General features: G+C 41.5%; 20 protein-coding genes and 1 pseudogene. 10 read left to right on the forward strand and 11 right to left on the reverse strand.

Annotation, left to right across the window (positions count from 1 at the left end):
* Nucleotides 1-42 precede the first annotated feature (42 nt).
* The 3 genes from ACLFKQ_RS22645 to ACLFKQ_RS22655 are packed head-to-tail and all read right to left on the reverse strand — an operon-like array spanning nt 43 to nt 2,266.
* Nucleotides 43-462, reverse strand: a complete 420-nt coding sequence (locus ACLFKQ_RS22645; protein ID WP_449001981.1) for a hypothetical protein — start codon at nt 460-462, stop codon at nt 43-45.
* Nucleotides 462-902: a hypothetical protein gene (locus ACLFKQ_RS22650; RefSeq protein WP_449001982.1), complete on the reverse strand. Its 441-nt coding sequence runs from the start codon at nt 900-902 to the stop codon at nt 462-464. The genes ACLFKQ_RS22645 and ACLFKQ_RS22650 overlap by 1 nt, the downstream gene beginning before the upstream one ends.
* 26 nt (nt 903-928) lie before the next feature.
* Entirely contained in the window at nt 929-2,266 is a 1,338-nt protein-coding gene (locus ACLFKQ_RS22655) for an anti-CBASS protein Acb1 family protein (protein ID WP_449001983.1), read from the reverse strand.
* Between the two features lie 101 nt (nt 2,267-2,367).
* Between ACLFKQ_RS22655 and ACLFKQ_RS22660 the strand changes: the two genes are divergently transcribed.
* The 4 genes from ACLFKQ_RS22660 (at nt 2,368) to ACLFKQ_RS22675 (ending at nt 4,411) form a co-directional block, all read left to right on the forward strand.
* On the forward strand, nt 2,368-2,562 hold the full coding sequence (locus ACLFKQ_RS22660) for a hypothetical protein (RefSeq protein WP_449001984.1): 195 nt from the start codon (nt 2,368-2,370) through the stop codon (nt 2,560-2,562).
* 349 nt (nt 2,563-2,911) lie between these two features.
* Complete coding sequence (locus tag ACLFKQ_RS22665; protein WP_449001985.1) at nt 2,912-3,130, forward strand: hypothetical protein; 219 nt, start codon at nt 2,912-2,914, stop codon at nt 3,128-3,130.
* A 485-nt stretch (nt 3,131-3,615) separates the two neighbouring features.
* Entirely contained in the window at nt 3,616-3,966 is a 351-nt protein-coding gene (locus ACLFKQ_RS22670; RefSeq protein WP_449001986.1) for a hypothetical protein, read from the forward strand.
* A 256-nt stretch (nt 3,967-4,222) separates the two neighbouring features.
* The gene (locus ACLFKQ_RS22675; RefSeq protein ID WP_449001987.1) at nt 4,223-4,411 is read left to right on the forward strand and encodes a hypothetical protein; all 189 of its coding nucleotides are present in this window, start codon (nt 4,223-4,225) and stop codon (nt 4,409-4,411) included.
* A 35-nt stretch (nt 4,412-4,446) separates the two neighbouring features.
* Here the strand turns inward: ACLFKQ_RS22675 and ACLFKQ_RS22680 are convergent, their stop codons facing one another.
* The 3 genes from ACLFKQ_RS22680 to msrA form a co-directional block, all read right to left on the reverse strand.
* Nucleotides 4,447-4,662, reverse strand: coding sequence for a helix-turn-helix domain-containing protein (locus ACLFKQ_RS22680; RefSeq protein WP_449001988.1), 216 nt, complete (start codon nt 4,660-4,662; stop codon nt 4,447-4,449).
* Between the two features lie 108 nt (nt 4,663-4,770).
* On the reverse strand, nt 4,771-5,538 hold the full coding sequence (locus tag ACLFKQ_RS22685) for a glycoside hydrolase family 19 protein (protein WP_449001989.1): 768 nt from the start codon (nt 5,536-5,538) through the stop codon (nt 4,771-4,773).
* Between the two features lie 516 nt (nt 5,539-6,054).
* Entirely contained in the window at nt 6,055-6,714 is a 660-nt protein-coding gene (msrA, locus tag ACLFKQ_RS22690) for a peptide-methionine (S)-S-oxide reductase MsrA (protein ID WP_449001990.1), read from the reverse strand.
* A gap of 201 nt (nt 6,715-6,915) precedes the next feature.
* Here msrA and ACLFKQ_RS22695 point away from each other — a divergent pair, with 201 nt between their 5' ends.
* The 3 genes from ACLFKQ_RS22695 (at nt 6,916) to ACLFKQ_RS22705 (ending at nt 10,342) form a co-directional block, all read left to right on the forward strand.
* On the forward strand, nt 6,916-7,596 hold the full coding sequence (locus ACLFKQ_RS22695) for a response regulator transcription factor (RefSeq protein WP_449001991.1): 681 nt from the start codon (nt 6,916-6,918) through the stop codon (nt 7,594-7,596).
* A gap of 26 nt (nt 7,597-7,622) precedes the next feature.
* Nucleotides 7,623-8,969 carry a sensor histidine kinase gene (locus tag ACLFKQ_RS22700; protein WP_449001992.1) on the forward strand — a complete coding sequence of 449 codons (1,347 nt, stop codon included), beginning with the start codon at nt 7,623-7,625 and terminating at the stop codon, nt 8,967-8,969.
* A gap of 140 nt (nt 8,970-9,109) precedes the next feature.
* Nucleotides 9,110-10,342: a molybdopterin molybdotransferase MoeA gene (locus ACLFKQ_RS22705; protein ID WP_449001993.1), complete on the forward strand. Its 1,233-nt coding sequence runs from the start codon at nt 9,110-9,112 to the stop codon at nt 10,340-10,342.
* 181 nt (nt 10,343-10,523) lie between these two features.
* Here ACLFKQ_RS22705 and ACLFKQ_RS22710 read toward each other — a convergent pair whose 3' ends face one another.
* Entirely contained in the window at nt 10,524-11,282 is a 759-nt protein-coding gene (locus tag ACLFKQ_RS22710; protein WP_449001994.1) for a response regulator, read from the reverse strand.
* A 139-nt stretch (nt 11,283-11,421) separates the two neighbouring features.
* A pseudogene (gene tnpC, locus ACLFKQ_RS22715) lies at nt 11,422-12,880 on the reverse strand (IS66 family transposase).
* A 398-nt stretch (nt 12,881-13,278) separates the two neighbouring features.
* Here tnpC and gorA point away from each other — a divergent pair.
* Entirely contained in the window at nt 13,279-14,628 is a 1,350-nt protein-coding gene (gene gorA / locus ACLFKQ_RS22720; protein ID WP_449001995.1) for a glutathione-disulfide reductase, read from the forward strand.
* Nucleotides 14,629-14,677: 49 nt separating this feature from the next.
* Here the strand turns inward: gorA and ACLFKQ_RS22725 are convergent, their stop codons facing one another.
* Together ACLFKQ_RS22725 and pyk are read right to left on the reverse strand one after the other, a co-directional pair.
* On the reverse strand, nt 14,678-15,133 hold the full coding sequence (locus tag ACLFKQ_RS22725; RefSeq protein WP_449001996.1) for a hypothetical protein: 456 nt from the start codon (nt 15,131-15,133) through the stop codon (nt 14,678-14,680).
* A 148-nt stretch (nt 15,134-15,281) separates the two neighbouring features.
* Nucleotides 15,282-17,048, reverse strand: a complete 1,767-nt coding sequence (pyk, locus tag ACLFKQ_RS22730; protein ID WP_449001997.1) for a pyruvate kinase — start codon at nt 17,046-17,048, stop codon at nt 15,282-15,284.
* A gap of 353 nt (nt 17,049-17,401) precedes the next feature.
* On the opposite strand from pyk, the gene ACLFKQ_RS22735 reads away from it, so the two are divergent.
* Nucleotides 17,402-18,448, forward strand: a complete 1,047-nt coding sequence (locus tag ACLFKQ_RS22735; protein WP_449001998.1) for an acetamidase/formamidase family protein — start codon at nt 17,402-17,404, stop codon at nt 18,446-18,448.
* Nucleotides 18,449-18,492: 44 nt separating this feature from the next.
* On the opposite strand, the gene serS is transcribed toward ACLFKQ_RS22735, so the two are convergent.
* A complete protein-coding gene (gene serS / locus ACLFKQ_RS22740) occupies nt 18,493-19,776 on the reverse strand; it encodes a serine--tRNA ligase (protein ID WP_449001999.1) in 1,284 nt (427 codons plus the stop codon).
* Between the two features lie 1,066 nt (nt 19,777-20,842).
* Between serS and ACLFKQ_RS22745 the strand changes: the two genes are divergently transcribed.
* Nucleotides 20,843-22,642 carry a response regulator gene (locus ACLFKQ_RS22745; protein WP_449002000.1) on the forward strand — a complete coding sequence of 600 codons (1,800 nt, stop codon included), beginning with the start codon at nt 20,843-20,845 and terminating at the stop codon, nt 22,640-22,642.
* The last annotated feature ends 88 nt before the right edge of the window (nt 22,643-22,730 follow it).

Genomic DNA, 22,730 nt, shown 5'->3' on the forward strand with positions numbered 1-22,730 from the left:
CTGTGTTGTGTTAGTTTTAAACCCCTCATTTGAGGGGTTTTTCTATATTTCTTGCAGGTAAAGGTCAACAGTGACGTTGTTAACCGTACCGGATAGGCCTTTAAACTGAACGTATAACTCGGCAGTAGAGTTAAATCCTAAGATGATATCGTGAATTACCTGGTCAGTATCAGCTTCCCGCTCAATAGTCGCAACATAGCCGCCTACTAAGTGTATTTCAATCTCGAATGCGGCAGATGGCGCCTGTACACTTGAAACTACCTTAGTTAATTTAGCGTTTGTAGGAGGTTTAAAACGGTTGCCTATACTGGGGATATCTCCCTCACGATAACCCAAGAAGACTCCCGAACCTGTAAAGCCAGAATTGTAAACGCTCCATATCCAATTCTGTTTTTTACTTGGTACGACAACTTGGCTGACATCAATAGCTATCATATCGCCGGATAAAATTTCAATACTCATTAGCTTACCTCCGTTACACCTGGTAAAACATCAACAAAACCGTAGACTAGCGTTATAACTTCCCCAGAAGTAGACTCAACACTAATATCGTACACGTAGGTATTCAAACCAGGGATGGCGCGATCGCTTGCTGTTCTAGTTCTAGTAGGTGTCATAGCATAAGTTTGCTCATCTGTTAAACTCGGCTTGATTATGGTGCGGTTTACTGCCACGTCGTTGATAGTAACTTCTTCGTAACCTAGAGCATCAAAGGTAAAAGTCGCAACCAGAACCCCTCCGCTAGATCGGTAAGTTGTTCTAATCTCACCCGAGGGGGTATAGTCGGAGATATCTTGATCGTGGTACAGGGTTAAGCAGTCATAGGTAGAGCCTTGGTATATGGCGAACTGCTTACCTGGAGTCGATATATTGTCTAGATTGAAATTAACAGGACAACTCATAGGAATAAAAATACTAACAGCTAATATTAGGCTTCCTCACTATTGTTTTCGTTTTCAGCTTCAGGATCTGCCACTTCTTGCTGTGGTTCGGGTTCCGGTTCTGGTGCTGCGATACCTTGCAGGGTTATAGAGTTACCGTAATCAGAACTACCGAACCTAGATTCTCTAACTTCTTGAGCAGATAATACGCCGAGATCGAGATACATCTTATCTGTTTGGGCGTTCTTGAATCTCAGCTCAGCGTGTTCTTTCTCGGTTAACTGATAATGAGGTTTGTATTTGATATCAAACTCAATACCGGTTTTACCCATCGCAGCCAACAAAAGCTCAGTCAAACGCATCTGAGCAGGCTTTAAACGGGAAGATTGTGCCCGAGCGATAATTTCGTTCCACTCCCAACGTTCCCCTTCAGAAGCTTCAGACATTGCGCCAATGGCAGCATTACCAAAAATCTTACCGCGAGGCATTCCAGTGACACTGATAAATAACTCTTGAGTATGCTTGAGGATGTCAACTACACCAGCATAATTTCTTTGGATAAATTCAGCGCTTTCGGTGTTATTGTCGTGAACCAAGCCTCCGATTGTCGACAATCCCACCATAATCGACTCAAAGCGATCGCGCATTAACCGCTTGCCGTTCTCGTTGGAGAGTGCTTTACCTAGACCGTTAAAGCCATATTTAAATACTGAGTGGCTTTGTACCATCTTAGAAGCAGCGTAAACTGAATCCAAGTAAGTGCAGTGTTGTTTGTAGATGGCGTTTAGAACTGAATCGTTAAACGTTCCGTTGCTAGCAAAAGTGTTACCAAATAACTCGACACCTGGGAATCTTAGTACTCTCGAGCGGTGGAAGTATAATGCTTCTGTTGCTTCCCCGCGATGCTGTTTGTCGATATACTTTAGGTAGCATTGTTTACGGTAGTCAATACCTACCTCATGTCGATGATAGGCCCTAGCCCAATCTACACTATTAATGCGCTTTAAATCGACAGGCTCACTCGGGTCTTGACCGTCATTAATACCTAAGATGATGAAGCCATCCCCATAAAGTCTGCCGTACTTAAGAGCCAACTCAAAAACACCTTGGATATTAATTTCTTGCATAGGTTCGCCAAAAGCTTCGATATCCTGATATGCCGCGATTAAATCTTTTGGTTCACCAGATTCTAGTTCCCACTGAGGGAGATGTAGAGTACAATCTTCAGGAATTAAATTGATAACATTTTGAATGTGTCTATGCATCCGGTACATTTGCTCTATGTCGGCGCGACTAAGTACTGGGTCGTACATCGATACGGGATGCGTACCGACTTTGCCTAATAGAGATGTTAGTGCTTTATTGTCAAACCTTTCTTCTGACATGGCTTACCTCAGTTGAAACTATCAAATAATAAGTCGGTATTGACAGATTTAAATTTAGTCGTTAGAGTATTAAGTAAATAAACCAATTTTAGAAACTAACAATGAGTAACGAACTACCTCAGAAACAATGCCTGCACTGCGGTCGCAATATCAGAAGACTAGCTAAATCTGTCCCATACCAGATAGGAATTTGCCACAAGTGCATTCGTAACGAACCAGAGTTTGAGGATTTGAGAAGAGCGCTCGACGCTGAAAGATTTAGGAATTATTACAATCGAGATAAAACACCAGCATAAGAAAACGGCACCTGAAAGGGTGCTTTTTTATTAGATGTCGTTTTTAGGTGAATGGCTGAAACCATTGCTGCATAAGGCTGGAAGGCCGTCAACCGACTCTTTATTATATAATAAAGCGATAATGACTCGACACTAATTTAGTTGTTAGATTATATTAGATATATAGAAAACAAACAAAGGAACCAAACAAATGAAAGCTTACCTAACCACATTAACAATCTCAATAGCACTCGTTAGCGTAGCCGGATCGACTTTAATGAACTCCGTTATCAACCGCGAGACGGCAGAAAAACTAAACAGCATCGAAACTAGAGTAGAAAGACTAGAAAGAGAGTTAGGAGTTAGATAAATGAAATCAGGATACAACCACAGACAAGAAATGGAAGAAGCACGTAAACTCGAAGCCCAAAGTAGAAACAAAGAGATTAACGAGCAACCTTGGCAAAAAGAAGACGATTCGGATCTATGGGCTTGCCTTCACGTCAGAAAAACCCATATCTCGCATTTAAATGACGATTATACGTGTCAAAACTATCTGAAGGATGTAAGAGACATTAAGTCGATTTAACCCACTAAATTAGCCAAATAAACCTCAAATAAGAAAATGAAAGATAACAAGTACTCACAGCAAATCAAACTAATCCGCGAAAAACTCCAAAAGGAGATCGACAACAAGCAAATTAAACACATTTACGAGCTGTCCGTAAAATACTCCAAAGACTACTTTGAATCCGTATTTGAGAGCCAATACTAAAAATCTACTAAAAATCTAGCAACTAAATCTTAAGAAGAAAACATGTTTTACAACATCAAAATCGAAACCATCAGTGTTCACTTTAATTCCCGTAACCAATACTTACAGAGTGATTGTAAATTCTGCAAGTGCTACGCTACTCACTTACTAACTCGTACGTCGGAAGTATCTGATAACACCTATAGCGATCGTGTCTGTGGGCAGTGCGCCGAGAAGTTCAAATAAATTTCTAGCAACTAAATCTTGACACCCCCAAAATTAGTTGCTAGAATCAAATCAACAAACGGAGGAAAACAACCATGATTTACAACAGACCAGTAACAAACATCGAATTTTGGGCAAATGTAGCACTAGTAACTTTTGAAGGTATCGGCACCCGATTTGTAAGCTACAAAGAGTTACCTCAAAAAGTTCTCGAGTTCTACGCATACTACCGTTACACTGAGTTCGATTTCGAAAAGAACATGATGATTCAAAACGCGATCGAAGCATACAACGAGTTTCTAAGAATGAGGGCTTTAGCGGCAGTCGAAGACTGGACTTTCGTAGAAGAAGATGGAGGCTACTTAATCGCTGGGGTTTATGTTACGGTATACCATACCGACCTACACAGCTTCATCTGTCAACAATTAGGAATCGCACCATTTTAAAACATTACCACTAAATTAGGTATTAGAATCATTTCGAGCCTGTGCAATTGTCTTTAAGTTTGATGCGCGAGCTATTTGGAGCAGATTCCAACAAAGATTCTTAAGTTGAAAGATAAGTCGCATTTGCTTAACAACCAACCAGAGTAAATACTCACGACTCTTTTGCTCCATCTCTAGCTCAAACTTCCTTAATTTTAATTCTTGATTCAAAGTTAACTTCATCGTTCGTAGCTTTTAAATTTATAGGTAATAGTAAATGAAGTATAATGTCCATATACAACCCGATGGGAGAGTGCTCTATAGATGCTCTATCGGTTGGTTCTCAGTCAAAGAAGTAGCTAAAGAGTTTGGCTATAAGGAAAACGAGCGAGACAGAGAAATTCTCCAGCAACATACCACACCCATAGAGTCACAACGCAAAGAACGGCAGCTAACACTCTTCTAAGAGAAAACCCCCTAATGAACTAGGGGGTTTTTAATTTAACTATCTCGATCGCTCACCCATTCGATCAACTCGTATGGTTGCACTTGATAGGCATCGCAAATACGCTCTAAGGTTTTTGCAGAAGGTAGATGTTTTTGGTTTGAATACAACAGATAACATGTGGTGGAAGATACTCCAGTTTGTTTTTGAAAGCGGTAGACGGATAAACCGCGGCTATCGATAAACCGCTGAACTTGATTGATAAGAGGCATCAATCAAACATATCAGAGGCATAGTCAAACTTTAATAGTGTAATCACGTAACTTTCAGTTGCCTCGTACTATCATCAAACTGGTAGTATTTAACTTCTTAAGTATGAATCAAGCTAAACCAGGAAAGATAGAAGCAAACTTATTTAGGTACCCTTCCCACTCCTCAGCCGAGTCTACAAACTTTTGGGCACGGTGCCAATAACTGCGATAGCGAATTTCGCCGGGATTGACAATTGCTCTTTGGTTCCAGTAATCCCCGGGTTTGTAGTCGGATAATTTCTTGCCTGTATACCAACCGTCACGCATTCCTAAAACTAAAGAAGCGATCGCAACGGGGTAAGTAAGCAATAAGTCGGGGTTCGATACTAAGTCGATACCAAGTTTTTTACCTACTCGCTGGTAATTTGACCGCCAAGTAACCTGAATAAAACCCCTGCCCATAAAACCAGTGTGCCAATACTTTTGTTGGTCGCGGGTTAAAGTTCTACCTCTAAGCTCGCGAATTGCTTTAAAGTTTGACTCGTTTTCAGCAGTAGACAGAACATAGGCAATATGTTTTCTGTTAGTAATACCTACTGAAATACAGTATCTTACGATAGATTCGATAACCTCATTTTTGCTTGGTTTTTCGCTAATATCGGGCCTGGGCAAGCCAGAAGGAAACGTATCGTTCAAATCCCAGTGTGGGGTAAAGATCCACCAAGAACCCGCACCATGTGAGATTTCCACTCTAGTATGAGAGCCCAATTCTTGCAAGACATTAACACTAAGCTCTCTGCCTGCTTCGACAGGGGAAAGCTGACTCTTATCTAAACCCCTCGACTGTTCGGGAAGCTTTTTCAGCAAGGTATCTTGCAGAGCTTTGATTCTTAACATATTTACCGATAAAACGCATCGGTAAATATTAAATTTTTGCGCTCTAAGCCAAAACTTGAGAGTGAAAATACCTAAAAATCTTTAACTCTATGCGACTTTATGCGACTTTATGCGACTCGGGATTTTGCTCTTTGCCAAAATAGTTCAAGTGTACCGTTATCGATTTATAAGTCTATGTATTCTCAAATTACAAGACCCAAACCAGTTATGGAGCAATTCAAAATTGACAAATACCAAGCGGCTGAAATAGTCAACCTCTCCCACCACACAGTAACAGCCTATAGGCGGGAAGGGAAGTTAGTAGAGGGAGTGCACTGGTGTTATTTAAGCCCCAGAACGACCCGTTACTGTGAACATCGCCTGAGGCAATGGGTTGCATTCTCCTATGACACCAAGGCTCAGATGAAGTACATCAACGAAATCGAACGGGGGCAGGGTAGCTAGGCCACCTATCTCAAAATAACTATATTTAGGCAACCTGTCTGTAGAGAAAATATTAAGAGAGCGAGGATTTCATTAGATCGCACTCTCTTGTTGTTTATAAGGTACGCCAGTACCTCCTAAGCCGCAATAGCCGTTTTTGCACTTTGAAAGGTACTGCTGGTGATACTCTTCGGCGTAGTAGAATTCTGGCGCGTCGATAATTTCTGTAGTAATTTCACCGTAGCCAGATTTATTCAGTTCTTGCTGATAAGCTTCTTTTGAAGCTTCGGCTAAGCGCTTTTGTTCTTCGCTAAAAGTGTAAATACCAGAACGATATTGAGTACCAGCATCATTTCCCTGACGCATTCCTTGGGTGGGATCGTGGCTTTCCCAAAAAACTTTTAATAGATCTCGATAACTAATCTGTTCGGGATCGTACACTACCAGAACTACTTCATTGTGTCCCGTCATTCCCGTACATACTTCTTGATAGGTAGGATTGGGGGTATAACCTCCGGCATATCCTACTGCAGTAGAATACACTCCTTCTAGCTGCCAGAATTTGCGTTCTGCACCCCAAAAACAGCCCATACCAAACATGGCTTGCTTCATATTTTCCGGAAAAGGGGCTTTAATGGGGTTGCCGTTAACATAGTGTTTGTCGGGAACTGGCATGGTGGCATTACGTCCGGGTAAAGCCTCTTCAGGAGTAGGCATACTGTTTTTTTTGCCTAACAAATTGAATAATCCCATAAAAATCGGTTTCCTAGATAAATATTAATTTTGTTTGCGCTCACTATTAATGATATAAACTAATCCTCAAAACTAGTAATTCGGCTAACACTACAATTAATTTGGCGATCGACCGGTTTGAAGCAAATAATCTCATCCTCTGAGCTTGCTTGTCGGCGATGATTTACTTACGATATCTCTAAAAGAATTGGAAAAGAAAAAATGAAAATTTTGGTAGTAGAAGATGACGAGCGCATTAGCGATGCTGTAGTCGAATATCTATCCGATTTACATTATGCAGTAGAAGCAGTTTATGACGGAGTAGAAGCTTGGGAGTTACTAGATGTATTTACCTACGATCTAATTTTATTGGATGTCATGCTACCCCAGATGGACGGAATTACTTTGTGTAAAAAACTACGCTCTAAGGGTTGCGATATTCCGATCTTGATGTTGACTGCTAAGGATACATTAGATAATAAAATCGAAGGCTTAGATGCCGGTGCGGACGACTATTTAATCAAACCTTTCGAACTACCAGAACTTTCAGCTCGCATTCGGGCACTACTGCGACGGGGAACTACTAACTTACCTCCCATACTTACCTGGGGGGATTTACGCTTAGATCCTAGTAGCTGCGAAGTTTTTTATCAGGATAAACAGTTTTTTCTCAGTCCCAAAGAATATAAACTGCTAGAGTTTTTCCTGCGTAATGGTAGAAGAGTGTTTAGTCGCGCTCAAATCTTAGAACATCTGTGGTCTTTCGAGCAGGTTCCTGAAGAAGCAACAGTTAAAGCTCATATTAGAGGTTTGAGACAAAAATTAGAAGCAGCAGGTGCTCCCCACGATTTAATCGAAACTGTCTATGGTTTGGGTTATCGTTTGAAAGAAGAACCTAAATAAATTGGTAATCATTGAGAGCAAATTTAATGTTTCAAGGTTTGCGAGCGCGTCTGCTGTTATACTATTTGCTGGTTATGGCAGCTATTTTAAGCGTTTTTGGTAGTGGAGTTTACCTGTTTTTTAGCCGTAACTTATATCGTCAGTTAGACAAACGAATAATTACCTTGGCTCAATCGGCTACTCTCTCTTTTTCTCGAGTCCAACAAGGAGGTCAGCAGTATCTCAATCGTGTCGAAGAAGTTCCTTGGCGGGATATTTTCAATCGGGATCGGCAGAGTTTAGAATGGTTTGACGCTCAGGGCAATCTACTAGGCAGAAAGGGCACGATTGAGTTAGACGTTCCTCCTAAAACTGGTACGGCTAATTTACGACAAGAAGGAACTGACGCGATGTTTCGCACTCATACAGTTTCGGTGTTTATCAGAGACAATAACGATCTCGGACCTCCTTCTTTAGTAGGCTTTATTAGAGCTAGTCAGTCATCTGAAGAAATAGAAGATATCCAAAATCAACTGTTTTGGGTATTAATTATTGGCGGATTGATGACCTTGATTTTAATCGGAGTGGGAGGGTTTTGGCTGACTCAAAAGGCGATCGAACCCATAGATGCCAGTTTTCAAAGACTCAAACAGTTTACTGCCGATGCCTCTCACGAACTGCGCAGTCCTCTAACGGCAATCAAAGCCTCAGTAGACCTAATCCGCAGCCATCCAGAACGCACTCATCCCAAAGATGCCAAAAAACTTTCGGCGATCGCCGGAGCGACTTTACAAATGAGTCAAATGCTAGAAGATTTGCTGTTTTTGGCTCGTAACGATGCCAAGCCAAACGTTGCCCTGCTCGATCGCCAACTGACTAAACTTTCGCTCGATCGCGTGTTACAAAACTGTACGATTTTGTTAGAACCTTTAGCTAATGAAAAAAAAATCACTTTAAAATCGCAAATAAAGGGCAAAGTTTTTGTCTTGGGCGACTCAGCCCAGCTTTCTCGGTTGTTCTCTAATTTATTAGAAAATGCTCTGCAATATACCCCAGAAGGAGGAAGTGTTACCCTCACTCTCCATCAGCAAAATCGTTATGCGATCGTCAGCGTTAGAGATACTGGGATAGGTCTCGCTCCAGAACAAATTGCCCACGTCTTCGATCGCTTTTGGCGTGCTGATAAAGCCCGTTCTCGACGCGAAGGTGGTACGGGATTGGGGCTGGCGATCGCCGCAGCCATAGCCAAACATCACGGTGGTAAAATTACGGTAACTAGCGAATTAGATGTGGGTAGCTGTTTTCAAGTACGCTTGCCACTCATGCACCTCGAGAAAACTACACTAGCAGAGAAATATTCATCCCTCAAGAACTTAAGTAAACCTAAAAATTAAATGTCCCTGCTAGATGCCAGACTAATGTCGATCTAATTCTTGACCGAACCAATAACTCATAAATCGATTGAGAGCGATTGATTTTTAGGTCAGAAATTTCTCAGTTTCTCGTTGGAAAAATTTTATTCCGAACTCATCACATGTTACCAGCAATAGAAGCAGAAACCATCATTCTAGATTTAGTAACGCCTTTGCATCGCAAGCGGGATCTAGAAATAGTCTCTTTAGAAACTGCAACGGGACGTATCTTAGCAGCACCGATAAAAGGCAAGCTAGACTTTCCCTATTGGGATAATTCAGCGATGGATGGCTATGCAGTTCGCTACGCCGACCTAAAAAATTGTAGCCCAGGGCATTCAGTAGTTTTGGAAGTAGTTACAGAAATTCCCGCAGGACAAAAACCCACTGTCGAAATTAAATCGGGACAAGCTGCCCGCATTTTTACGGGAGCGATGTTACCAGTTGGTGCAGATACCATCGTCATTCAAGAAAATACCAAACGTCATGGCGATCGCGTCGAGATTTTGTCCGTTCCCCAATTTCAAGAGTTTGTCAGACATCAAGGAGACTTTTATCGGGCGGGAACGCCGATGTTAGAGGCTGGAGTCAAACTCGGTGCGGCAGAGCTGGCAGTTTTGGCTACTGCTCAATGCATTAACCTCTCGGTTTATCGTCGTCCTCGAGTAGCTATTTTATCAACGGGAGATGAGTTAATTCCTCCCGATCGTCCTTTACAACCAGGACAAATTATCGATTCCAATCAGTATGCTCTGGCTAGTTTTGTGGCAACTAACGGCGGTATCCCGATAAACTTGGGCATTATCCCCGATCGACCTCCGGCTTTAAGAGAGGCGATCGCCAAAGCAATAGATTCTGCAGACATGGTTTTATCTACCGGCGGGGTTTCGGTAGGCGATTACGATTATGTCGAGCGCATTCTAGCCGAACTAGGGGGCGAACTTCATGTTCGCAGCGTCGCCGTCAAACCAGGAAAACCTCTGACTGTCGCTACGTTTCCCAACTCCTGCCTGTATTTTGGCATTCCAGGCAATCCCGCTTCAGCCTTAGTTAGTTGCTGGCGTTTCGTACAGCCGGCTCTGCAAAAGTTATCGGGATTAAAACGAGATTATCACCCAGTTTTCATTAAAGCTCGTACCCGTCACCCGTTAAGTTCGGCAGGCAAAAGAGAAACTTATTTTTGGGGTAGATTATCGTTGGTAGATGGGGAACCAGAATTTGCTCTGACTGGGGGAAGTTACAGCTCTGGCAATTTATTCAATTTAGCCCAAACCAATGCTCTAGCAGTAGTGCCAATCGGACAGAAATTCATCGCCGCAGATCGAGTAGTGCAAGTAATGCAGTTTGCTCGATAAGGTGATCGTAGTTATATCGCGCGATTGCGATTGACATTCCAATCTACACTATTAAATTTCTAAATTTAGAATGAAGCAAAATCGAGCGAGAAAATTAGGCAAAGCGATCGCACCATACCGATCTAGCCTGTAGCTACGGTCAGTCTTAGAAAACTAGGAGATCGATCTGTATAAACAAAGATTAGTTGACTAAGTTCATGGCAAAAGATAGTAGCGTTATGCTAACTAATCCCAATAAGAAACCAGAAATAAATAATAAATTTTGTTTTCGCTCAGTTAGCGATACTTTTCTAGATAGAGAATTAGGATTATTTATAGAGTTTAAAAATTTCCAATTAAATGACTGTTTATAAGTATACTGTTCGGTTAAAAGGCTAATTTTATGTTCCTGAGCAACTATAGTTTCTTTGATAGTATCTTTAAGGGCGGATATATTACTTGTAATATTTGATAGAATATCATAGAGTTCAGAGTCCAAATTAGATTTTAATTTACCATTCTGATTTGTTTTGACTACCAAAGAATTAGAATTTTTAAGATATCTATATTCAGTGATAATTAGACCGAATTGGAAGTATCCTTTCAAAGTTAAATGAATAATATTACTCAAATCTTCAAAATTAGCGCTTTTTGAAATGTAGCCTCTAGCTCCAGCTTTTAAAGCAAGATCGATCGGTTGTTTTTCTTCTTTGGAAGTAAGCAATAATATTTTAGTATTATTAAGATTTGCTGAAATTATTCGCGTCGCCTCTATTCCATTCATTAGGGGCATTTCAAAATCCATCAGTATAATATCTGGTAGATATTTTTCTGCTAATACTATCGCCTCTTTTCCATTACTTGCCGATGCTACTACAGATATCTTAGGAATCTCTTCAAGATTCATTTTAAGAACTTTTTTAACACTTTTTTGGTCATCAACCAAAAGTACTTTAATCATTTTTTATGTTGTCTTAAAAAATATTTATTTTGGAACTTGAAAGATAGCTATATTGTTAGTGCTATTGTATGTTTTTTATGAAAAAATGTTAGATAGTTTATAAAAAAACATACATTCTATATAATTTATATGTAAGGATTCAGGTGCAAGCATGAGGAATAAGAGAAGGATAAGAACAATGTCCAACTGTAGCTTGTAAAGTCTGTTGAAAAAAAGTAATCACCGAACGTCCTTGCAAACGACAAGATTGAATTGCACTCAGCAGGTTGGCTGTATGTTGAAACCGTTCGATGGAACGAGAGCCACCACAAACTTTCCGCTTGGTTACAGCAGTTCTCAAACATCGTTCAGCTAGATTATTGTCGGGGGGTATCTGAGGATGTGTCAGAAAATACCACCATTGCTCCGCCTTATCACGCAGCGAACGTAGCAGTTTTCCAGCTTCATGACCAGCATTCTTGAGCCAAGTCTTAATTGCGCTAGTCACTCGCCTTCGGAAATCCTCTGCCCAATCTCGATAGTGGCTTTCCTGATGGGTCTGTCGCCAAACCCGATGTTGCTTAAATGCCTCATCAATTAGAGACAGAAAGGTGGTAGCAATTTCTTGGTTATCTACCCCTTTAGTCTTTAACAGTTTTTGAAAATGACGACGTAGATGAGCCAAACACTTTTGTTGTCCTGCTACTGAATAGCCGTTGTAGACACTAAAATCGTCGCTAATCAAAACTCCATCATAGAATACTCCTAATACAGCTTCCAATTCTCTGCGTTTTCTAGTATCGCCGGCATGAAACAGGCAGAACTCTGACCCAGCTAAAACCCAGAGCCATTCTTTGACTCCTTTAACTGAGCAGGGGGTTTCGTCACAATGTAGAGGAGGATGCTCTGAATTAATCGACTTTTTCAACCCTTCAACACTGTTGATACTCGCTTGTTGTACTCGTTCGTTCATTGGTGGCAACTAAAGTTCCCCTACTAATTTCTATTGCTCCCAGTTCCCACAACAGTTCTTGCTGTTTAGCATAGGACATATGAGCATAGTTTCCCAGCCAGGAAAGTAACCCCTGTAGTCTGACTCCCAAGTCTTGACCTGGAATCATTGTGGGAGACCGTCGAGCTGCCTCTATTGCTCCACACTTGCCGCATTGACAGTGATGACGTTGGTACTCTACGACTTGTATCGGTTTTGCCACCAACTGGGCTACCTGTTGAGTATCTACTCGTACCCCCTTAGTCTTCCATTGTTGATTTCCACAGTTGGAGCAGATGGTCGGTTTCAATACTTCGTAGCGGTCTACACGCCCAAATCCTTTTCTCGTCTTCCCTTGATGTCCTGGTTGTCCTCCTGGTTTTCTTTTTGTCTCTTTTTTGGCTTCTTCCAACCCTACTTCTGGTTTTCTCTCGCTTTTTTTCAGCAAGTCAGTTGAAGGGGGTTTCGATGAGGTTTGGCTGTCGAGGTTGAGGCTCTGTTCCAGTTGTTCTATTCTTTTTTCTAGCTTCTCAATCAGCTTTTGTTGGGTAGTCACGATTTCTGCCAGTTTCTCATTGGACAACTGGCGCAGTTCTTCGGCTTTGAAGGGGTGATTAGCTTCGCTCATTATTGGCTACTTTAATCTCTTTTTCCTTTTTGTCAACCCTGATACCTGAATCCTTACATTTATATATTGGAAAATTTAGGTATAACTAGAGTTTTATATAAAGAAAGATTGCCGTTTGTTTTAGCCACCAATCATATAGTCTTTCTATATGAGCGAGTAGGTGATGTTGTCAATCTGTTAATTCGGTTAAACAGCTTACCGAATTCGTAGCTCGTGCGGCTCTTCTGAGTGGGAGCAACAGATAGTTCCTCTGTAAATAGATCGACTCTGTTAACTTAGCAACATCACCTTCAGGCGATCGCCAGAGGGAATGTAATTATCTACTCAGACAGATGCAATCTCTCTAGAAACTAATTAACTTGATTAACGATCTTTGTTTATTGCGACTCAAAAAAATCATGTCTGACGATCGCTTCGATCTATTAGTTATTGGTGCTGGTTCTGGAGGAAGTGCAGCAGCACAAAAAGCAGCCTCTATGGGATTTAAAGTTGCTATTGCTGAAAAAAAAGCTGTCGGCGGTACTTGTTTGAATCGCGGTTGCACTCCCAAGAAGCTGATGGTTTATGGTGCAGATTTTGCTCTTAAAGAAAAACTAACTACAAATTATGGTTGGAATCGGTGCGAACGAAAAATCGATCTGTCAGTATTGATGGAAAACGTACATCGGTACTTATCAAAGCTAGAGCACAACTTTATTAGGCGGTTTGAAGAATTGGGAATTGAATTAATTTCAGACCACGCCACTTTTATAGATAACAAAACGGTAAAAGTTGGCGAGCGCCAGATTGTAGCCGACAAAATTATTATTGCTGTAGGGGGACATCCCAACAAAATAGGTATTCCCGGTAACGAATATGCCATCACCTCAGATGAAATGTTCGATCTCAAACAAGTTCCCCCAAGATTTGCGGCGATCGGTGCGGGTTATATTGGTGTGGAATTTTCTAGCATGATGAGTGCTTTCGGTTCCCAAGTAACTATTATGGATACAGAAGATTCGATCTTGTCCGGATTCGATCGCGATTTGCGTCGGGGAGTACAGCGGGGACTAATCGCTAGAGGGATAAATTTTCTGAGGGAAACCACAGCTAAAGAAATTAAACTAGTAGACGGAGGACTACAGCTAAATTTATCCACCGGAGATACACTCGTTGTCGATACAGTATTGCTAGCCACAGGACGTAACCCCAACACCAAAAATCTGGGGTTAGAAAAGGCAGGAGTAGAAGTTGGCGAAAAAGGCGAAATTAAAGTAGATAAATCTAGTCGTACTACTCAAGAGAATATTTATGCGATCGGTGACTGTAGCGATCGATTGGCTCTAACTCCCCTGGCAAAAGCAGAAGGTCGTGCGGCAGTGGCTGCGGCATTCAGCGATAAACCCAGAGCGGTTGATTATCAATACGTTCCCTCAGCAGTATTTTCTCGTCCCGAAGCTGCTACAGTTGGTATGAGCGAAAGTGAAGCACAACGCGAATATGGCGAGAGCGTTCATTGTCATCGAACTCAGTTTCAAACCTTGCTATATGATTTTGCCGAAGCTGATGAGTCTACCCGGATAACGATGAAATTAGTTATGAGGGGTGAAGAACGACACATTTTAGGTATCCATATGATTGGCGAACACGCTGCCGAGATCGTTCAAAGTCTCGGGGTAGCCGTTCGCCAAGGAATTACCAAGCAAGACCTCGATGAAACCATTGGAATCCACCCTACTATTGGCGAGGAGTTTTTAACGATGTACTGAGAGTCGATCGAGATTCGTAAGTTTCCTACGTTTAAAAAATAAAACGAGATTATAGGTGATGACGGCGGTCGACGATAATTACTTCAGGATGCTCTCGAACTACCTCGTAGATTGTCCACTCAAGAACGTTACATTCTTGTAAAATTTTTTCTGCACCTAAGATGTCGACTTGGTTTCCTTCAATCATGACTAAATATCTATCCTTGGCGACGAGATCGTTATAAAAACGGGCAGCATCGATGGGAATATCTAAGTGTATTAAGGCTTGAGATAAATCAATCGCCTTTTCAGAGGGTTGACGAGGGGGATTACCAATTCGAGCATCGAAGCGCTCGCGCAAGGACTCACATAACTGAGTATCTACTATCTTTTTTTCTCTATCAGTATTACGAGCAATCACAAACACTCGCTCTAGAGCAAATTGAGAATTATCCAGTTTCTTGAGTGCGGCTTCTGTATCTGAAGAAGTTTGAAAGATAGCGATCGCTCTTTGAGGTTTGGTCATGGCTAATTTTACCCATCTTTCGAGGAGCCTTGTGGATCGATAGGAATTAATGACTATATTCTCTTTTTTTTCCCAAATTTTTCTTAGTCTAACGGTAGATATTTGCTAGCTTAGGTTCATCACTTTTTCCTAATTCACATTAGACGCACTATTGTCCATCCATGGTTCCAGAGTAAATTAGACCTCGCTTGGCATCGACGGTTAAAATTGCTCCTTCTCTAATAGTTTCAGTGGCATCTTTAACCCCGACAATTACCGGTATACCCAAACGCAAACCGATAACTGCCGCATGACTGGTGAGATTGTCTTCTTCGGTAATAATTCCCGCAGCTTGACGAATGAGGTCGACAAATTGGGCATTAGTTTTGGGAGCGACCAAAATCTCTCCTGGATTGAAATCATTAATTTCTAGAGCGTGATGGGCAACTCTAGCTCTACCACTGATCGAACTCTGACCGATGCCAGTACCCTTTCCCAGTATAGCTTTGACCAATTCTACCTTAATTAAATCGGTCGAGCCGGAAACTCCCTGCAAAGTTCCTGCCGTCATGACTACCAAATCTCCTGCCAACAGCAATCTTTTTTCTTGAGCCACGTTAATTGCCGCCTGAAAGGTTTGATTGGCAGAAGGAAGATCGAGAACTAAAAGAGGTTTGACTCCCCAGACTAGCTGTAGCCTCCGAGCTACATAAACGTGTGGTGTTATCGCCAGTATGGGTGTTTTAGGACGGAATTTAGAAACATTGCGAGCAGTAGCACCAGTTTTCGTTAAGGTCATAATTGCCGCTGCCTCTAGCTCAGCTGCAATCTGACCGACAGCCGCCGAAATCGCATGAGTAATCGAACGTTTGGGATGATGAGAGTCAAATACATCGTATGGTTGTTGTTCCCGTTCGATGCGACAGGCAATTTTTGCCATCGTAGCTACGGCTTCAACGGGAAACTTACCCACAGCAGTTTCATTGGAGAGCATGACGGCATCGGTACCATCTAAAATGGCATTGGCGACATCGGAAACTTCAGCGCGAGTGGGACGGGGATTATTGACCATGCTATCCAGCATTTGGGTAGCGGTAATTACGGGAATGCCTAGCTTATTAGCGGTGGCAATTAATTTTTTCTGTAAAATGGGTACGTCTTCGGCTGGTAACTCTACTCCCAGGTCTCCTCTAGCTACCATTACTCCATCGCAGAGAGAAAGAACGGCATCCATTTGTTCGATCGCCTCGTGTTTTTCAATTTTGGCGATTACGGGAACGGATTTACCGGCACTGGAAATTATATCTTTGATTTCGAGAAGATCTTGGGGGTTGCGTACGAAGCTGAGGGCGACCCAATCAACTCCTTGATCGAGACCGAACATCAAATCTTCTCTGTCTTTATCGGTCAGCGCTTTAACCGAGAGAAATACCCCAGGAAAGTTGACTCCCTTATTGCTAGAAAGTTCTCCTCCTACTACTACTCGACAGTGTAGGTTTTCGGCAGCGAGATCGACTTTTTGTACCTGCATCTCGACTTTACCGTCATCGAGCAGAATCGTAGCGTTTTCGGGAACTTCTTCAGCTAGCTTACTATAGCTAATTGAGGCAATTTCGCTATTGCATTCTACGGGACGACTGGTAAGTATGAACGGATCGCCAGGTTGAAGAGAAATTTTACCACAGGCAAATTTACCCAGACGGATTTTGGGTCCCTGCAAGTCTTGTAAAATGCCTACAGGTTGGTTGAGTTCGAAGGCTGTCTGACGAATCAAGCGAATAGCTTTTTGATGATCTGTTTGGGTACCGTGTGAAAAGTTGATTCTTAGAGTCGTCGCACCTGCTTTAATTAGCTGACGCAGGATGTCTGGTTCGAGAGTGGCAGGTCCCACAGTGGCAACAATTTTCGTCCGACGAGGCAGTTTTGGCGATCGCATTGACTTAATTTAGTGATATTTAGGGGTTCTCTCTTCAATGCAACTCGATGTACAGTCGCATCAATGGAAAATTATACTGAATCTAAGTATTTTAATCTTTATTATCTATCAGCTTTTGAGTTCGATAATCTTTTTAGGTTTGTTTTAAGGAAATGCGATCGGGAAGAAAATTTACGTAACCTACAATACAAACAAACCCTAGTTTTTCTTTAAAGATAATCTCAATTGTCCGAGAAAAACTGCAATTAAAGTTGATGACAACCAAAACAAATCGATTTTCGCTCTCGAGTAGAAATTACTCCTTAATTATTCTTGCTATTGTTTCTCTCGTTTGTTTTTGTCTAATTACTCAAATGAATTCTAACTCTGTCAACGCTGCCGAAGATTCAATAATCATTAGATCGACTCCAGAAAATGTTATTTGGGGAGAACTTTTTAAACCCGATAGCCCACCAATTCAGACAGTTCAATCGGGCGATTTAGTTACCATCGAAACAGTTTCCCACGAAGGCATTCTTCCCGATCAAGGAGATACGGTAGAATTTTTTACCGCGGCGGGGATCACAGCAGAGGACATTTTACCCGACCAGCTAGCTGTTAAAAGTCAAATCGAGAGAACTGCGCCGGGACCTCATGTAATTACCGGTCCCGTCTATATCGAGGGTGCAGAACCAGGAGATGTACTAGAAATTAAAACAGTCGAGATCGACTATCGCGTACCCTATGGTGTTATTTCCAATCGTCACAGTAAAGGAGCTTTGCCTGGAGAATATCCTCAAAACGGTGCCGAAATCTATACCAAAGTAATTCCCTTAGATTTAGCAAGGGGAGTGGCTATTTTTCGTCCCAGTAACGGCAGACCAGATCTCGAAATTCCTCTAGCACCCTTTATGGGCATTATGGGTGTAGTTCCTGCTGACAAAGCAGAAACGGTTAACTCCGTTCCTCCAGGTAAATATGGCGGCAATATCGATATCAAACGCCTCACCGTCGGCTCGAGTATTTATTTACCGGTACAGGTTCCAGGAGCCTTATTTTACACTGGCGATCCGCACTGCGCTCAGGGAAATGGGGAAGTCGCCCTGACGGCGCTCGAATGTTCTCTCACTCCTACCTTCGAATTAACCGTTCATAAAGATAAGACCTTAGAAAATCCTCTAGGAGAAACTGAAGACGCATGGCTGGCAATTGGTTTGGATCGAGATTTAAATGAAGCCATGAAAAAAGCGGTTCGAGAATCTCTCCGGATTATTGAAGAGGAATACGGTATTACTAAGCAAGATGCTTTATTATTTGGTAGTGCGGCGATCGACTATGAAGTTTCTCAGGTAGTCGATATCGTCAAAGGAATCCACGGCGTTATTCCCAAGAATATCTTGCAAGTAGCCAAAAAAAATTGAGAAACTGTTTGCAAGAAGCTGCGGGAGCTATCTTGCGCAGTAGTTCACAAAAACTCTCGCTTGAGATAGGGTTGCAATACTTCGGGCAGTTTAACCATACCATCTGGTTGCTGGTAGTTTTCCAGGATTGCTGCCATCGTTCTACCTATTGCCAAACCAGAACCATTAAGAGTGTGGACGTACTCGGTACCTTTTTTACCTGCTTGTTTGTAACGAATATCAGCCCGACGCGCCTGAAAGTCTTTAAAATTAGAACAGCTAGAGATTTCCCGATAGGTATTAGCAGCTGGCAGCCAGACTTCTAGGTCATAACATTTAGCCGCACTAAAACCCAAATCGCCCGTACACAGCTCGATAACCCGATAGGGCAATTTTAGAGCTTGTAAGATAGCTTCGGCATTTGAGAGTAAAGTTTGATGTTCTGTCTCAGAAGTTTCGGGAGCGACAATTTTAACTAACTCAACTTTATTAAACTGATGCAGCCTAATCAAACCTCTAACATCTTTGCCATAACTTCCTGCTTCTCGGCGAAAACAAGGAGTATAAGCGCAGTGATAAATTGGTAAAGATGAAGCCTCAATAATCTCTTCACGATAGAGATTAGTCAGTGGAACTTCGGCAGTAGGTGTCAACCACAGATCGTCTTCGCTACACTTAAAACTATCTTCGGCAAATTTGGGTAGCTGACTCGTACCCCGCAATGAATCGCTGTTAACCAGTACCGGAGGCATTACTTCTAGATAACCTGCCTCAATTTGTTTGTCTAGCATAAAGCTAATTAAAGCTCTTTCTAATGCCGCACCCGCACCGATGAGATTGACGAAGCGACTCTGAGCTATTTTTACCGCGCGTTTGAATTCTAAAATTCCCAGTTTTTCGCCAATTTCCCAATGTGACAAAAGATCCTTACCTTTTGGTAGGTATTCATCACCCCAACGTTTAATTTCCACATTTTCTGTTTCATTTTTACCGATAGGAGTCGATTCATCGGGTAAGTTGGGTAATTGGAGCAATAAATTCTCAATTTGATTTTTTAGCTCTTTTTCTTGAGGTTCTAGTTCTGCAAGCTGCGATTTGATTTCATTGCCCTCAATTTTTAACTGAGCGATCTCTTCTCCTTTAGGATCGCTGCCGTTACGAATCTTTTGCCCGATCGCTTTACCAATTTCATTACTCCTCGCGCTTACTTGGCTGCGACGGGTTTCTAGTTCTCGTGAGGCGCGGTCTAATTCTAAAATGGAAGTAAGATCGTATATTCCCACTCCACGGCGATCGAGTAATTTTTGTACTCGTTCTGGATTTTCCCGAATTAATTTAAGGTCTAACACCGTCTCGATACCTGTCGCTGATCTGTTCTTAACAGGATATCGTGTTTTGAAACTATAGAGAGTTAGATTTCTAGCTTCTCAGCTAAAAATTCGAGCGAGGGAAGTTTCAATCCCACCAAACTCCCCCAACCTTAGGCAAGACTGCTCGATATCTTCCAACTCTGGAGGAATTGTCGGGGCAGAAACTAGTATAAAGTCAATATTGCTTTTCAGATATTCTCTTATGGAATGTCCTGAGTACGAATCTATTCGGGGCGATAAACAGGGGAAAGTTACCCACTGATGTTACGCAAAAACTATCACAATTTCAGATGGATAAAAAGCTTTTGAAGCTATATATTCAATTAATATAATAATATAATAATGTACGTTGACGAACAGAAACGTCTAAACCATCGTGGAAGATTATGAGTAAGTAAAAATCTTATTTTATTTTAGATCGCCGAAGGCGGAAAAATCTATCCCGATTTAATTTTGTTAATGACTAAGACCGAATATTATTAGTAAAATCGATCTAACGTGACTAGTAGTGTGAAGTACACTTCTTTTGGAATTAAATTCAAGAAATTTGCAGCTCATTTAGAGCGGAAAACTCTTGCTTGTTTCTCAAGTAAAATCATAGTCGAAGTTTAAACATTGAATTGAATGGCTAATTCATTAGTTTCACTTTTAGGGAATTCCAGTTTTTTCTGGAGAAGAATATTCTTTCTAAGTTAAAGTTTGGGTTGATTTCCTCCTCGTACCTCATTGGGTTGATTTCCTCCTCGTACCTCAATTTACTAATTTACTGAGGGCAAAGATAATTAGCGATTACTGAAGGTTAAATACTTTCGTAGGATGGGATATAACGATAATAAATATAAAAGCCAATTCCTTCAGCGGTAATCAATCGAATTTAGGGCTATGAGCCTCCCTTTGAATTTGTTTAATAGTTATAATGATTTAATAATTTTATGCTTAATTTTTAAATCGATCTATACCAAGATAATAATGAAATATAAGTTATTGCCGTGAGAATTTCAAATGCCGATCGAGTTAATTCAAGCAATATTTTCTTCAAAAGTTAATGAGAATTTTATTAATTGATGACGATGAACAGTTAATGGAAGTTTTGGCAAATCAATTGATCGAGCAACATTATGCCGTCGATATTGCTGTTAATGGTGAAATGGGTTGGGAATTCATTTTGCTATTCGAGTATGATTTGGTAGTATTAGACTGGATGCTTCCCGACATCGATGGAATTACTTTATGCCGGAAAATTAGAAGCGAAGGCTACAAAATGCCGATTATGCTGTTGACGGCGCGCGATCGCTACAACGATAAAGTTTTGGGGTTAGATTCAGGAGCAGATGATTATATAGTTAAACCCTTCAATTTTGAAGAACTTACTGCTAGAATTCGCGCTTTATTGCGACGGGAAATTCACGTTGCATCACCCACATTAAGGTGGGAAGATTTAACTCTCGATCCTAAAATCCATGAGGTTAAATTTCAAAACCAAGTTTTACCATTGACGCCTAAAGAATATGCCCTAATTGAGTTGTTCATGCGCCATCCCCAACAAGTTTTTAGTCCAGGGGCAATTATCGATAACCTCTGGGCGGGAGTGGATCCTCCCGGGGAAGAAGCAGTTAGAACTCATATTAAAGGTCTGCGTCAGAAACTAAAAGCAGCAGGTATGGATAAAGATGCGATCGAAACCGTTTATGGTATCGGCTATCGTCTTAGAAGTTATGACGACCAAAAACCTTCAAAAAGAGATAGCCAAAAACTCGATAACTCTCAACGAGTTACTCAGGCTTGGTCGATATTTAAAAATGTAGCTTTCGAAAGACTAGCTATCTTAGAAAATTTGACTGCGGAATTAGTAGAAAACCACGTCAGTCAAAAATTACTTGCCGAAGCTAAAAGTTCGGCTCACAAACTGGCGGGTTCATTAGGTAGTTTTGGCTTTCCCGAAGGCTCTAAAATTGCCAAACAGCTCGAAAAATTATTAACCAATAATTCAATGGCTCGCGGCGATATCGAACGAATTACCAATTCAGTAGCCGCTCTCAACCTAGAATTACAACATCAGCCTTTTGAAACCAAAGTCAAAGATGCATTCAGTAAGCATGTCTCTCTCTTAATTATCGATCGCAACCCCAATTCTAGCCGCGAGCTAGCCGCACAAGCTCACAAAAGCGGTATGAAAGCATACACTGCATCCAATCTCGAGCGAGCCAGAGCAATAATCGAGCACGAATCTTTGGCTGCAGTGCTGTTTAAAATTGTCTTTCCCGATGGAGATGACTTAGCATTTTTAGAGCAGCTACATCAACAATTGCCCCAACTGCCAATAGTAATTATGGTTGAAGACGCGGGGTTACTAGACCGTCTCGAGATAGTCCGCAAAGGTGGAAACTCGATCTTAGAAGAGCCAGTAGAACCGAGTAACGCAATTGCGGCTGTTACCGAACTATTAAGGGATGCAGGAGCTGCTGCCAAAATTTTAATTGTTGATGACGACCCGCAGGTATTATTGTCTTTAGAAATATCTCTCCAGCCCTGGAATTTTCAACTCACTACACTTGACGAACCACAGAAGTTTTGGAGAGTTTTAGAGCAAGTCGAGCCAGATTTATTAGTTTTAGATATTGAAATGCCCGAAATAAATGGCATAGAATTGTGTCAAGTTTTGCGGAGCCATCGTCGCTGGCAACAACTACCGGTAATCTTTCTGACCGTACATCAAGACGAAAAAACTCAACATCGAGCTTTTGCAATTGGAGCAGACGACTATATCGTCAAACCAGTAGTCAGCTCGGTACTCGCCAACCGTATTATCAATCGCTTGCGTCGCAGCAAGATTAGTTCTCAGTAGCAAATCGAATTTTCATTCGCTCTTAGTTGGAGTTACATTCGACGGACAGGGGTTACCGAAATGCGATCGCAGTTAACTGCGATCGCAT

The organism is Myxosarcina sp. GI1(2024) (genome assembly GCF_053543375.1).